The organism is Micromonospora sp. DT43, assembly GCF_049841645.1.
Classification (GTDB): Bacteria; Actinomycetota; Actinomycetes; order Mycobacteriales; family Micromonosporaceae; genus Micromonospora.
In genome coordinates this window covers 185,641-198,753 of the sequence record NZ_JBNCKR010000002.1, presented here as the reverse complement: position 1 = coordinate 198,753, position 13,113 = coordinate 185,641, and the positions used below count along the sequence as shown (strand labels likewise).

Below are 13,113 nucleotides of genomic sequence, written 5' to 3'. Positions count from 1 at the left end.
CCGGCCGTGAGCAGGGCCAGCGCCGTCCTCAGTCCGGTGCCACCAGCCGGAACCCGACCCCCCGCACGGTGCGCAGGTAGCGCGGCTTCGCCGCGGACTCGCCCATCTTTCGGCGGAGCCAGTACAGGTGTACGTCGATGGTCTGATCCTCGCCGACCGATGGCTGCCGCCATACCTCCTCCAAGAGTTCCCGGCGGGACACTACCCGCCCGGGTCGTGCGGCGAGATACGCCAGCAGGTCGAATTCCTTACGGGTCAGCGCGAGCGGCTCCCCGTCGAGTTGGGCGCTGCGCTCACCGACGTCGACCCGCAATCCGCCGACTGTGTGCACCGCGGGCTGCACCGTCCGGCTGGCCCGCCCCGCCCGCCGCAGCACCGTGGTGATGCGGGCGTCCAGGTGTGCGCCCGTGAACGGCTTCACCATGTAGTCGTCGGCCCCGGCGCGCAGCAGCTTCACCACCGACTGCTCGTCGTCGCGGGCGGTGGCGATGATGATCGGGACGTCGGTGATGCCGCGCAGCATCCGCAGCGCGTCGGAACCGTCCAGATCGGGCAGGCCGAGGTCCAGTACCACCAGGTCGGGTGTCTCCGCGGCGACCCGACGCAGCGCGTCCAGGGCGGTGCCCACGGCGTGCACGGCATGCCCCCGGTCAGCGAGGGACCGCAGCATCGCGCCGCGTACGACGTGATCGTCTTCGACCAGGAGCACGGAGGCCACGACAAGACCGTACTTGGCCTGGCAAGTTGATCGCGTTGCGACGTACCTGTGAACCGGGCAAGCTGGTACGACGATGTCCTTCACCCTGTTCGCCGACGCCCGACTGGCGCTCGCCCGGGACAGCCTCGCCGGCCTCTCCACCGGCGACGCGCTCGGCGCACGGTACTTCCTGCCAGGGCTGCCGGAGGACCTCACCGACGCCACGCTGCCGCCCGCGCCCTGGGAGTGGACCGACGACACCGAGATGGCCTGCTCGGTGGTCGCTGAGCTGGCCACGACGGGCGGCATCGACCGCGACCGGCTGGCCCTGGCGTTCGCGCGGCGCTGCGACGTCCGGCGCGGGTACGGCCCCGGCGCGATGCTGATCCTGCGGCTGATCCGCACCGGCACCCCGTGGCCGGTGGCCGCCGCGTCCGCCTTCGACGGCCAGGGCTCCTGCGGCAACGGCGCGGCGATGCGGGTGGCCCCGCTGGGCGCGTACTTCGCCGACTCCACCGCCCGCGCCGTCGCGCAGGCCCGCGCCTCGGCCGAGGTGACCCACGCGCATCCCGAGGGGATCGCCGGTGCGGTGGCGGTGGCCGTCGCCGCCGCCCTCGCCGCCCGGGCCCGCCTCGACGGACACCGACCGGACCCGGCCCGGCTCCTGGCCGGGATCGCCGCCGCGGTCGACCCGGGCACCGAGGTGCACCGGAGCGTGAGCCGGGCGGCGGGGCTGCTCGGTCGACCGGTGGACCGGGTGGTGGCGGAACTCGGCAACGGCTCGCGGGTGACGGCTCAGGACACCGTCGGATTCACCCTCTGGGTGGCCGCGACCCACCTCGACGACTACCCGGAGGCCATCCGGGTCTGTGTGCGCGCGGGCGGTGACATGGACACCACGTCGGCAATCGTCGGGGCGATCGTGGCCGCGTACACGGGTGTCAGCACCCCGGGCGGGGTGCCCGAGGCGTGGCTGGCCGCCCGCGAGCCGCTACCCACCTGGCTCCCCTGACCGCCGCGGGCTGCCCGGCGCCTGCGCGGGCTGCCCGGCGCCTGCGCGGGCTGCCCGGCGCCTGCGCGGGCTGCCCGGCGCCTGCGCGGGCTGCCCGGCCTGCGCGGGCTGCCCGGCCTGCGCGGGCTGCCCGGCCTGCGCAGGCCGTCCGGCCATGGTCAACTCGGCTTCCTGCAAACCGGGCCGTCCGGTCGCCTGGATGCCGCGGTTTGCAGGAAGCCGAGTGGATCACCGCTAAATCGGGCTGTCCGTGCGGCTCGGATGCCACGGTTTCCGGGAACCCGAGTGGATCACCGCGATGCTGCGGGAACAGCGGGCTGGGGCTCGGCGTGCGCGGCGGTGTCGTCCGCGCGGCCGGTCCCCTCGGCGAGCGCCGGGTCGTCGGCCGGGTCGCCGGTCACCTCGGCGAGGGCCGCGTCGTCGGCCGGGTCGCCGGTGATCTCGGCGAGGTTCGCGTCCCCGGCCGGGTCGCCGGTCGCCTCGGCGAGCGCCGTGGCCTCCTCGGGGTCGCCGGTGATCTCGGCGAGGGCCGCGTCCTCGGCCGGGTCGCGCCGCCGCCACCGGCTGACCAGCCAGCCGATCGCCGCGCCGCCGCCCAGGCCGGCCAGCAGCCCGCCGGCGAGCATCGCGTCGGCGTTGCCGGGCTCCTCGCCGGAACCACCCGACCCGGCCACCGCCGCGCCGCCGCCAGCGCTGTCGCCGGCGGTGTCGCCGCCAGCGGCGTCTGCGCCGGCGGGACCGTTCGCCGCGCCGGCCGCCGGAGCACCGTGCCCGCCGTGTCCGGCCGGTCCGGCTGCGCCCGCTGCCGGGGGCAGCAGCGTCAGCACCGGGGCCCGGTGCGCGCCGCTGGCGTCCGCCCACCGGACGACAGTGCCGTCGGCGTACGTCTGGACGACCTCGAAGGTGAGCCGCTCCGCCTGCGGCAGCGGGCCCATGGACAGGGCCAGTCGGGCCGGGCCGGACGCGCCCGCGGCGACCCGAACCCAGGTCACCGCCGTGGTCACGGTGCTCACCCCGGAGGAGTGGATGCCGGCGACCGGCGTGTCCAGCGTGCGAGAGCTGATCGTGGGCGCCCAACCGTCGACCGACATCGGGTAGACCTCGGCCACCGGGGCGTCGGCCGGCAACCGGACCTCGATCCGGCTGGTATTCGTGCCGGCCCGCTCCTCGGGCACGCTGAACTCCAGCCGGACGGCGTCACCCTGCCGTGCCTCGGTCGGGGTGGTCGTCACGTCCGCGGCGTGCGCCGCCGCACCGGGCCAGAGCAGCAGCCCCGCGGCGGTCAGCGCGGTCACCGCCGCGATTCGCCGCGGGCGGCCTCCGCCGTGCGTGCTCGCCATCTCGTGCCCCCATCCGTCTCGACGCGACCGGCACCGGTTTCCGGCCACACCACGTAGTTCGGATCCGACGCACGAAAGGTTCAACGCGAGCCGTCTGGAAGGCGCCGACGGTGCGACCGATAGCATCGGCCAAGAGCCGAGGATCGGCACCGTTTCGTACCGCTTGGAGGAGTCACCGTGTCCGCACCCCGTACCCCCGCCGTGGCCGACCCTGTCGTCGTCGCCGCCGGGACGACGGCGGCCGACGCGGTGGCCGCGGCCGGACTGCCCGCGAACGGCCCCAAGGCGATCGTCGTGGTCCGTGACCCGCAGGGTCAGCTGCGCGACCTGGACTGGGCGCCGGCCGAGGAGACCACCGTCGAGCCGGTCAGCCTGGACTCGCCGGACGGGCTCAACGTGCTGCGCCACTCCACCGCGCACGTGCTCGCCCAGGCCGTGCAGGACGTCTTCCCCGAGGCCAAGCTGGGCATCGGCCCGCCCATCGAGAACGGCTTCTACTACGACTTCGACGTCGCCAAGCCGTTCCAGCCCGATGACCTCAGCAAGATCGAGAAGCGTATGCAGGAGATCGTCAAGAGCGGGCAGCGGTTCCGTCGCCGCCGCTTCGGCAGCCTGGACGAGGCGCGCGCCGAGCTGGCCGACGAGCCGTTCAAGCTGGAGCTGATCGAGGTCAAGGGCGAGGGCCTGGACACCGACGAGGTGATGGAGGTCGGCGGCGGCGAGCTGACCATCTACGACAACCTCGACGCGAAGGAGGACAAGGTCTGCTGGTCGGACCTGTGCCGGGGCCCGCACCTGCCGACCACCCGACTGATCGGCGCGTTCAAGCTGATGCGCTCGGCCGCCGCGTACTGGCGCGGGTCGGAGAAGAACCCCCAACTGCAGCGGGTGTACGGCACCGCGTGGCCGACCCGCGACGAGCTCAAGGCGTACCTGAAGCTGTTGGAGGAGGCCGCCCGGCGCGACCACCGCAAGCTCGGGGCGGACCTGGACCTGTTCAGCTTCCCCGACGAGATCGGCTCGGGCCTCGCGGTCTTCCACCCCAAGGGTGGCATCATCCGCCGCGAGATGGAGCAGTACTCGCGGCGTCGGCACGAGGAGGCGGGGTACGAGTTCGTCAACACCCCGCACATCACCAAGGCGCAGCTGTTCCAGACCTCCGGTCACCTGCCGTACTACGCGGACACCATGTTCCCGCCCATGCAGCTGGAGGGCGCGGACTACTACCTCAAGGCCATGAACTGCCCGATGCACAACCTGATCTTCCGGGCGCGCGGGCGGTCGTACCGGGAGCTGCCGCTGCGGATGTTCGAGTTCGGCACGGTCTACCGGTACGAGAAGTCCGGCGTCGTGCACGGCCTGACCCGGGTGCGCGGGCTGACCCAGGACGACTCGCACATCTACTGCACCCGGGAGCAGATGGCCGGCGAGCTGACCACGCTGCTCAGCTTCGTGCTGGACCTGCTGCGCGACTACGGCCTGGACGACTTCTACCTGGAGCTGTCGACCCGCGACGACTCGCCCAAGTTCATCGGCGCGGACGAGGACTGGGCCGAGGCGACCGAGGCTCTGCGGACCGCCGCCGAGACCTCCGGCCTGGACCTGGTGCCCGACCCGGGCGGCGCGGCATTCTACGGGCCGAAGATCTCCGTGCAGGCGCGGGACGCGATCGGCCGGACGTGGCAGTTGTCCACCCTTCAGGTCGACTTCAACCAGCCGGAGCGGTTCGGTCTGGAGTACCAGGCCGCCGACGGCAGCCGGCAGAGGCCCGTGATGATCCACCGGGCGCTGTTCGGGTCGATCGAGCGGTTCTTCGGGGTGCTCACCGAGCACTACGCGGGGGCGTTCCCGGCCTGGCTGGCGCCGGTGCAGGTGGTCGGCATCCCGATTCGCGAGGACCACACCGACTACCTGCACGGTTTCGTCGCGGCGCTGCGCGCCGAGGGCATCCGGGCCCAGGTGGACGCGGGCGACGACCGGATGCAGAAGAAGATCCGTACCGCCCAGCAGCAGAAGATCCCGTTCATGGTGATCGCGGGCGACGACGACGTGGCCGCCGGCACGGTCTCCTTCCGCTACCGCGACGGCTCCCAGCGCAACGGGGTGCCGATCGCCGAGGCGGTCACCCACGTCCTCGACGTGGTGACCTCCCGCACGAACATCGGCCCGTCGGCCGCTGCGGAGTAGGCACGGCCGTGCGCCGTGCCTGATCGCGCTCGATCCAGGAAGTAGTGGCCTCCCCGGCGCGGGAGGCCACTACTTCCCTGTTCGGGCGCGATCCTCCCCGGGCAGGGCGACGCCCGGAGGGTCAGATGCCGCAGGTGGGGGCCGACCAGCCGCCGACGGCCGCCACGTGGGTGTGGTCGTTGTGGTCCGGGTAGCCGGGGCCGAGGATCTGGCCGAAGCCGTGGTTGCGGGCCTGCTGGGCCAGCCGGCACAGCGACGGTGAGCCGACCAGGTCCACCGCGTCGCCGTACAGGTGCCTGCTGTTCGACGCCCCGCCGACCGCGCTGTTGCAGGCGTAGCTGCGGAAGCTGCTGCTGATCGCGATGGGCACGTCGCCGAGGGCGTGCCGCAGCGCCTGGAGCTTCCACATCGAGACGAGCGCGTTGGCGCGGGCGGTGCTCGCCGCGACCGCTCCGCCGGACCAGGTGCTGTTGCAGTTGTTCAGCTCGGCGTAGCTGAAGTTGACGGGTGTGCAGTCGTCGTCCTGGAGGGCGTACAGCCGGTTGAAGGTCTGCGGCCCGGCGACGCCGTCCGCGCCCAGCCCGTACGCCTGTTGGAAGCGGATCACCGCGGACCGGGTCGCCGGGCCGTACGCGCCGTCGATGGTGAGCACGGCCCCGTAGCCGGGGTAGCCGGCGACGCGGATCTGGAGTTGCCGGACGTCCTCGCCGGACATCCCCTGCGACAGGGTGCGACCCCAGGTGTAGCAGCCGTCGGCGTGTGCCGCGCTGGCGGTGAGGGTGACCCCGGTCACCGTGGTGGCGGCGGCCAGCGCGAGCGCCGCGATGACAGTGCCGAGCCGTCGGATCATGAAGATCTCCATTCATCAATTCAAGTGCCTGAATGTATGGAAGTTTCATGTCTGAGCGTCAATCCGTCAACAACTTGCAGCAAGGAGTTTCCCGGTGACGGGTGTCGCGGCCGGCACGCGCGGCTCCGTAGGATCGGCTCGTGACAGGGGCGGAGCGGCACACGGACAGCGACGGCATGGCGGACGGCCTGGAACGGCTCTGGACGCCGCACCGGATGACCTACATCTCCGGCGAGGACCGCCCGGCCGAGGGCTACGAGAAACCGACCGGCTGCCCGTTCTGTCTGGCCCCCGGGCTCCCGCCGGAGGAGAGCCTGGTGGTGGCCCGCGGCGAGCACGTCTTCGTGGTGCTCAACCTCTACCCGTACAACCCGGGGCACCTGCTGGTCTGCCCGTACCGACACGTCGCCGACTACACCGACCTGGACGAGCCGGAGACCGCCGAGCTCGCGTCGTACACGCAGGCGGCGATGCGGGTCGTCCGCAAGGTCAGCAACGCGCACGGCTTCAACCTGGGGATGAACCAGGGCGGGGTGGCCGGTGCCGGCATCGCCGCCCACCTGCACCAGCACGTGGTGCCGCGCTGGGGCGGCGACGCGAACTTCATGCCGGTGATCGGCCGCACCAAGGTGCTGCCGCAACTGCTCGGCGACACCCGCGACCTGCTCGCCCGCGCCTGGCCGTCCTGACCCGCCGGGCCTGACCCCGCCGGCGCGAGGTCCGCGCCGGCCCGGCTAGTCGGCGCGCAGCAGGTCGGTCAGCTCCGCCCAGCTCCGCACCCGGTGTACGCCCGGCAGCAGCGCGGCGTGTGCGGCGACCTCCGCCGGGCGGGGCCGGAACAGGTAGCGGTGCGGCACCGAGTCGAGGTAGCCGAGCACCTCCAGTTTGTCGTCCACGAAGTGGGTCAGGTCGAGCCGCTGGGCGATGGGCGCCTTGGCCGGCCGCGTCCGGCAGAAGTGCACCCGCTCGGCGGGGATGCCGGTGCGGGCCGTGAAGTCGTGGTGGGCCAGCCACTCCCGGGTCCGCCGCTCGGTGGACTCGCCGCACTTGGAGACGAGGTGCACCTCGTCGAACGCCGGCCCGAGCGCCGCGAGCGCGTCGAACGCCCCCTCGACCATGGGCGTGCGCAGGTAGTGCGCCCCGAAGAACGACGTGTCGGCGTCGTCGTCGGCCGGTTCGATGAGCACACCGCCGATGTCCACGCCCAGCCGTCGCATGGTGTCGATCATGCCGTACGGCCTCGACGCGCGCGTACCGCGTTTCCGCGTCCCGAGTTGCTACGCCCCGGCCCGGTGCAGGTGGCACGATCGGCCGATGGCAGTGACGACACGGGTGTTGGGGCGCAGCGGCATCGAGGTCAGCGCCCTCGGCATGGGGTGCTGGGCCATCTCCGGTCCCTGGGCGGAGGGCAGCCAGCCGCTGGGCTGGGGCGCGGTCGACGACGACGAGTCCGTTCGCGCGGTACGCCGGGCGCTCGACGAGGGCATCACCCTCTTCGACACCGCCGACACGTACGGCGCGGGGCACGGTGAGCGGGTGCTGGGGCGGGCCCTCGCCGGCCGCCGGGACGAGGCAGTGATCGCCACCAAGTGGGGTTACACGTTCGACGAGGCGACCCGGCAGGCGACCGGGGAGGACGCGTCACCGGCGTACCTGCGACGGGCCGTGACCGCGTCGCTGCGGCGGCTGGGCACCGACCGGATCGACCTCTACCAGCTGCACCTGGCCGACCTGTCGGTGCCCCGCGCGGAGGCGCTTGTCGGCGTCTGCGAGGACCTGGTCGCCGAGGGCTTGATCCGCGCGTACGGGTGGAGCACCGACCGCCCGGACCGGGCCGCCGCGTTCGGGCACGCCGCTCCCGGCGCCACAGCCGTCCAGCACGCCCTGTCGGTGCTGCGCGACGCCCCCGACGTGCTCGCCGTCTGCGACAAGTACGACCTGGCAAGCGTCAACCAGGGGCCGCTCGGGATGGGCCTGCTCACCGGCAAGTACACCGCCGCGTCGACGTTGCCCCGCGACGACGTGCGCGGCTTGGCGCCGGGCTGGCTGGAGTGGTTCCGGGGCGGCCGCCCCGCGCCGGAGTGGCTGCGCCGGGTCGGTGCGGTCCGCGCCGCGCTGACCGCCGACGGGCGCACCCTCGCCCAGGGCGCGCTGGGGTGGATCTGGGCGCGCAGCGGGCGCGCCATCCCGATCCCCGGCTGCCGTACGGTCGCCCAGGTCGAGGAGAACGCCGCCGCGATGCGTCGGGGCCCGCTCGCGCCGGACCAGTTCGTCGAGGTGGAACGCCAGCTCGCCGCCCTGCGCACCGCCGCGCTGCGCGACGCCGACCGCCCACACTGGCCCCGCCCCACCCACCCCACCGTCCACCCCTGAAGAACTCAGGCGAGGCTAGCGCGGTGGCCCTGAGCTGTGCGTACCCGATGCTAGCTTCGTTGTGGTGCCGGAGCAGGATTGCCGCTCTTCCGGCCCTGGATTTCGATGAAGCGCTTGAGCAGCATGTCGTGCCGGAACTCGTACCCGGAGCCGACCGCGCGCAGGATGTTCCGCCTGCGCGCGTCCTCGAAAAAGGCCATCAGGCGCAGCGGTGTTCCCTCGGTGCGGGCGAGATCCACCATCGCGAACGCGGTGGCCACGCCGACGTTCCGGGCCAGCGCGGCGGTGATGGCGGTCATGAGCGCGAAGGTGGCTCCCATCGCGATGCCGGCCCGCGGGCCATCGACGGATCCGGCCGACCCCCCGAAGAACAGACCCACCGCGAACCCCACCATGATCCCGAGCACGAGCCGCAGGCCGAGGTGGTGCCGCCACACCTCCCGGGGACCGAGCGTCCTGACTTCGATCTCCGCCGGACCAGTCCCGTCCCGGATGGGGTCGAATGACGGACCCGCCCCGACGCCGATGATCGTCCCGGACACCATCTGGTAGCCCCGGCCGACGATGAGGATCGCGCCGAACGTCAGCGCCAACGCTCCGGTGTACAGCACCCAGGGCGGTGGAGGGTCGTCCCCCAATATGCCCGCCTGGGTCAGTAGCACCGACCCCGGGCCGGAGAGGGACCACACCACGAGCCCCACGGGTACGGCCCGGGGTGGAAAGATGTCCCGCCAGCCCGCGGTGGTCAGGGCATCGTCATCGCCGGATGTCGTCGCTTTCGCAGACAGCCGCTGGAACACGTTGGCACCCAGCCCAATGCTGGTGATCGCCGCGTAACGGAGGTCCATCACGGGTGGCAGGAGGACGAACCCCACGACGGTTTGGAGCGCCGCGGCGACGGTCGCGGCGGCCAGGGGTGTGCGCCGGGACGTGGCCCAGGATGGGATCGTCCACCACCGCAGCGACTTGTTCTCCTGCTGGTCGAGGCGCCTGGCCAGCAGCCGCAGCGTGTGGGTGGCCTGGTCGATCGAGAACGGTGGCGCGGGCTGGCGCGGCCGGGGCCGGTACGCGGACCAGACGATCACATCGAGCAGGTGACGCTGGATGGCCAGCGGGGTGGGGAAGCGACCCGGGTCGAGCAGTTCGTCAACGCGGCGGTCATTCCCGGCGTTGTCGTAGATCTCGTTGGTGAGGCCGACGAAGAGCGGATTGGCGAGCGCGGTCGCCAATCTCCCCGTCGGCTCCCCGGTGAGGTTCGCGGCCACTGCCGCCCAGGCTGGCGGGATCGGCTCTGGCCGCTCGTGCAGGAGGTACGTCACCGCATCGGAGGATTCGACGCTCTTGAGTTCCACCATCACGCCGGAGCCCTGGGGGACCTTCTGCAGGGTGCTGGACGCCTCATAGCCTCGCGAGATGAGAACGATCCGGTAGTTCGCGTCGCTCAGCGCAGACAGGATGACCGGGCGCAGGGATTTCTGGACCTGGTCGAGGCCGTCGAGGAAAACCGAGATCCGGCCCTCCTCAAGCAACTCCTCGGCAGCCGCGCGCCCGATGCGCCCCCGGAACATCTGGTACCGGCGGGCCAGCCGGCCGACGAGCCACCGCGTCGGATCCTCGTCGTTGGGATTCCAGCCGACCAGGTCGAACATGACCGGCACCGGCACCCGCGCGGCGTGTTCGGATCCGGCTTTCTTTCGATGTTCCAGCGCCGCGCGCAGGAGCAGCACGGCGGCGGTGGTCTTTCCCGCCGCGGGTTCTCCGGTGAGGATGAGCCGGCCCGATCCGAGCCCGCCGTAGACGGTGTGCAGTTCGCCGAGACCGCCACCCTTGGCCAGGGTTTCCTGGGTGGCACGCTGGACACCCGGCAGGGGAGTGAAGGTTTCCGACCCGTCGAGAGCCGACTTGAACTTCTTCGGTACGTTCCGGGTGGTCAACTGCCACCGCACCGGCAGCTGGGGTTGCGCCGTCAGCCGGCGGAGCTTGGCTTCCCTGTCCCACTCGCGTTTCACCGCTTTCGCCAGTTGGTCCGCCCAGCCGTCGAGCGCCCGTTCGGCCGCGGCCTGACGTGCGTTCAGCCACCACCAGAGAGCGAGGGAAACGACAAGAAGGACGGGTGCGAGTGGCAGGTATCTGCGCGGAATGTTGTTGGAGATGACGCTTGTCGCGATCCCCGCCACCAGGGTCAGCCAGAGCAGATAGTTGGCTATCCGGAGGGATCGCACATGCACTCCCGGCTCGTTGGCTCACCGTGGGGCCCACCCGATCCGCCGTGATGCCGCACGGGTCGGTGCTCGCCGTATTCTAGGTGAATTCGGCACGGCTTCGCCGCCCCGGATCGCTCACTTTCCCGGCCCCAGGCGTGGAAGTTCCACGTCTCGGAGCCGTTGTGGACGCTGGCTCTGCAACCTGACCGCGATGTTGTTCACGCACCGACAAATGTTCGCGACATTCAGGCGAAACAAAGTGCAAGATCGCGCGGGCAGGGTGGCGTTACGGGGTGTGTTCCTTGCGGACCTGGTCGGCCAGGTGGGCGGGCATGGGGTCGTGGCGGACGAAGTGGCGGCGGAAGGTGCCCGTACCGGCGGTCATCGAGCGCAGTTCGACGGCGTAGCGGAGCAGTTCGGCGGCCGGCACCTCGGCGCGCACGAGGGTACGGCCGTCGGCGTCCTCGTCGGGTTCGGTGCCGAGCACGCGGCCGCGCCGGCTGGACAGGTCGCCCATCACCGCGCCCACCGAGCCGTCCGGCACCCGGACGGTCACCTCGTCGATCGGTTCCAGCAGCGCCGGCTGGCCGCGCTCGGCGGCGTCGCGCAGCGCCAGTGCTCCGGCGGCCTGGAAGGCCGCGTCGGAGGAGTCGACGCTGTGCGCCTTGCCGTCGACGAGGGTGACCCGCACGTCCACCACCGGGTGACCGGCGACCAACCCGCGCTCCAACTGGGCGCGGACGCCCTTCTCCACGGACGGGATGTAGTTGTGCGGCACCGCGCCGCCGACGATCCGGTCGACGAACTCGAACCCGGCGCCGCGGGGCAGCGGCTCCACCTCGATGTCGCAGACCGCGTACTGGCCGTGGCCGCCGGACTGCTTGACGTGCCGGCCGTGGCCGGTTGCCGGCACGGTAAGCGTCTCGCGCAGCGACACCGTGACCGGTTCGGTGTCCAGCTCCACGCCGCCGGCGCGCAGGCGGTCGAGCACGACGTCGGCGTGCGCCTCGCCCATGCACCAGAGCACCAGCTGGTGGGTCTCCGGGTTCCGCTCCAACCGCAGGGTGGGGTCACCGGCGACCAGCCGGGCGAGGTTGCGGGCCAGCGCGTCCTCGTCGGCGCGGCTACGGGCGACGATCGCCACCGGCAGCAGCGGCTCCGGCATCTCCCACGGCGCGATCAACAGCGGGTCGTCCTTGGCCGAGACGGTGTCGCCGGTCTCCGCGCTGCCCGACTTGGTGATCGCGCAGATGTCGCCGGCCACGCACTGCGACACCTCGCGCAGGGTGGCGCCCAGCGGGGTGTAGATGTGCCCGACCCGCTCGTCGGCGTCGTGGTCGGGGTGCCCGCGCTCGGCCATGCCGTGCCCGCAGATGTGCACGGTCTGCTCGGGGCGCAGCGTGCCGGAGAAGACCCGGACCAGCGAGACCCGACCGACGTGGCGGTCGACGGTGGTCTTGACGACCTCGGCGACGAGCGGGCCGTCCGGGTCGCAGGTAAGCGGCGGGCGGGGCGAGCCGTCCACGCCGGTGACGGCCGGGAGCTCGTGCTCCAGCGGTGACGGGAACGCGGCGGTCAGCACCTCCAGCAGCGTGTCCAGACCGACGCCGGTCTCGGCGCAGACCGGCACGACCGGGTAGAAGTGGCCCCGGGCGACGGCCTTCTCCAGGTCGTCGATGAGCACCTCGTCGCTGATCTCCTCGCCGTCGAGGTAGCGGTCCATGAGGGTCTCGTCCTCGCTCTCGGCGATGATCCCCTCGATCAGCTCGTTACGGGACTCGTCGATGGCCCGCTGGTGCTCCGGGTCCGGGTCGCGGACGTCGGCGGGAAGCCCGGCGGAGTAGTCGAAGACCCGTCGGGTGATCAGCCCGAGCAGACCCTCGGTGGAGACACCGTCGTCACCGAGCATCGGCAGGTAGAGCGGCATCACGTTGTCGCCGAAGACCCGCTGGCAGAGCGCCACCGCCTCGTCGAAGTCGGCGCGAGGCTGGTCCAGGCGGGCCACCGCGACGGCGCGCGGCAGGTCGACCGCCGCGCACTCCTCCCACAGCGCCACCGTGGCGGCGTCCATCCCACCGGCCGCCGAGACGACGAACAGCGCGGCGTCGGCGGCTCGCAGGCCGGCCCGCAGCTCGCCGACGAAGTCGGCGTACCCGGGGGTGTCCAGCAGGTTGACCTTGATGCCGTCGTGCAGCAGGGGAGCGCAGGACAGGCTCACGGAGCGCTGCTGGCGTACGGCGGCCGGGTCGTGGTCGCCGACTGTGGTGCCGTCGACGACGCTGCCGGCCCGGCCGATCGTGCCGGTGGCCGCGAGCAGCGCCTCGACGAGCGTCGTCTTGCCCGCTCCGGAGTGCCCGACGAGCACCACGTTGCGAACCCGTGCGGGTTCGGTCACCACAGGCGTGCCGCCGGTGGAACCCTTCTCCTGATTTTTCTGCGCCATGGGGGCG

At 72.2% G+C, this 13,113-nt stretch carries 10 protein-coding genes; 4 read left to right on the top strand and 6 right to left on the bottom strand.

What is annotated here, in order from left to right; all coding sequences use genetic code 11:
• Nucleotides 1-28: 28 nt before the first annotated feature.
• Nucleotides 29-718 (bottom strand): response regulator transcription factor, encoded by a 690-nt coding sequence (locus tag ACLQ26_RS05005; RefSeq protein WP_007458139.1) that lies wholly within the window; start codon nucleotides 716-718, stop codon nucleotides 29-31.
• A gap of 73 nt (nucleotides 719-791) precedes the next feature.
• Between ACLQ26_RS05005 and ACLQ26_RS05000 the strand changes: the two genes are divergently transcribed.
• A complete protein-coding gene (locus ACLQ26_RS05000; protein ID WP_425743299.1) occupies nucleotides 792-1,709 on the top strand; it encodes an ADP-ribosylglycohydrolase family protein in 918 nt (305 codons plus the stop codon).
• A gap of 290 nt (nucleotides 1,710-1,999) precedes the next feature.
• On the opposite strand, the gene ACLQ26_RS04995 is transcribed toward ACLQ26_RS05000, so the two are convergent.
• Complete coding sequence (locus tag ACLQ26_RS04995) at nucleotides 2,000-3,004, bottom strand: DUF1775 domain-containing protein (protein WP_425743298.1); 1,005 nt, start codon at nucleotides 3,002-3,004, stop codon at nucleotides 2,000-2,002.
• 222 nt (nucleotides 3,005-3,226) lie between these two features.
• On the opposite strand from ACLQ26_RS04995, the gene thrS reads away from it, so the two are divergent.
• Complete coding sequence (thrS, locus tag ACLQ26_RS04990; RefSeq protein WP_425743297.1) at nucleotides 3,227-5,236, top strand: threonine--tRNA ligase; 2,010 nt, start codon at nucleotides 3,227-3,229, stop codon at nucleotides 5,234-5,236.
• A gap of 121 nt (nucleotides 5,237-5,357) precedes the next feature.
• Here thrS and ACLQ26_RS04985 read toward each other — a convergent pair whose 3' ends face one another.
• Nucleotides 5,358-6,098 carry a D-Ala-D-Ala carboxypeptidase family metallohydrolase gene (locus ACLQ26_RS04985; protein ID WP_425743296.1) on the bottom strand — a complete coding sequence of 247 codons (741 nt, stop codon included), beginning with the start codon at nucleotides 6,096-6,098 and terminating at the stop codon, nucleotides 5,358-5,360.
• Nucleotides 6,099-6,262: 164 nt separating this feature from the next.
• Here ACLQ26_RS04985 and ACLQ26_RS04980 point away from each other — a divergent pair, with 164 nt between their 5' ends.
• Entirely contained in the window at nucleotides 6,263-6,775 is a 513-nt protein-coding gene (locus ACLQ26_RS04980; protein ID WP_358154824.1) for an HIT family protein, read from the top strand.
• 45 nt (nucleotides 6,776-6,820) lie between these two features.
• On the opposite strand, the gene ACLQ26_RS04975 is transcribed toward ACLQ26_RS04980, so the two are convergent.
• Nucleotides 6,821-7,303: a hypothetical protein gene (locus tag ACLQ26_RS04975; RefSeq protein WP_425743295.1), complete on the bottom strand. Its 483-nt coding sequence runs from the start codon at nucleotides 7,301-7,303 to the stop codon at nucleotides 6,821-6,823.
• Nucleotides 7,304-7,400: 97 nt separating this feature from the next.
• Between ACLQ26_RS04975 and ACLQ26_RS04970 the strand changes: the two genes are divergently transcribed.
• On the top strand, nucleotides 7,401-8,459 hold the full coding sequence (locus ACLQ26_RS04970; RefSeq protein ID WP_425743294.1) for an aldo/keto reductase: 1,059 nt from the start codon (nucleotides 7,401-7,403) through the stop codon (nucleotides 8,457-8,459).
• Between the two features lie 50 nt (nucleotides 8,460-8,509).
• On the opposite strand, the gene ACLQ26_RS04965 is transcribed toward ACLQ26_RS04970, so the two are convergent.
• Entirely contained in the window at nucleotides 8,510-10,636 is a 2,127-nt protein-coding gene (locus tag ACLQ26_RS04965) for a hypothetical protein (protein WP_425743293.1), read from the bottom strand.
• Between the two features lie 313 nt (nucleotides 10,637-10,949).
• Nucleotides 10,950-13,106: an elongation factor G-like protein EF-G2 gene (locus tag ACLQ26_RS04960; protein WP_425743292.1), complete on the bottom strand. Its 2,157-nt coding sequence runs from the start codon at nucleotides 13,104-13,106 to the stop codon at nucleotides 10,950-10,952.
• Nucleotides 13,107-13,113: the final 7 nt, after the last annotated feature.

Excerpts from the sequence above, each read along its gene's own strand:
- ACLQ26_RS04970 (WP_425743294.1), top strand. The coding sequence starts at position 7,401 with ATGGCAGTGACGACACGGGTGTTGGGGCGCAGCGGCATCGAGGTCAGC.
- ACLQ26_RS04980 (WP_358154824.1), top strand. The coding sequence starts at position 6,263 with ATGGCGGACGGCCTGGAACGGCTCTGGACGCCGCACCGGATGACCTAC.
- ACLQ26_RS05000 (WP_425743299.1), top strand. The coding sequence starts at position 792 with ATGTCCTTCACCCTGTTCGCCGACGCCCGACTGGCGCTCGCCCGGGAC.
- ACLQ26_RS04960 (WP_425743292.1), bottom strand. The coding sequence starts at position 13,106 with ATGGCGCAGAAAAATCAGGAGAAGGGTTCCACCGGCGGCACGCCTGTG.
- ACLQ26_RS04975 (WP_425743295.1), bottom strand. The coding sequence starts at position 7,303 with ATGCGACGGCTGGGCGTGGACATCGGCGGTGTGCTCATCGAACCGGCC.
- ACLQ26_RS04985 (WP_425743296.1), bottom strand. The coding sequence starts at position 6,098 with ATGGAGATCTTCATGATCCGACGGCTCGGCACTGTCATCGCGGCGCTC.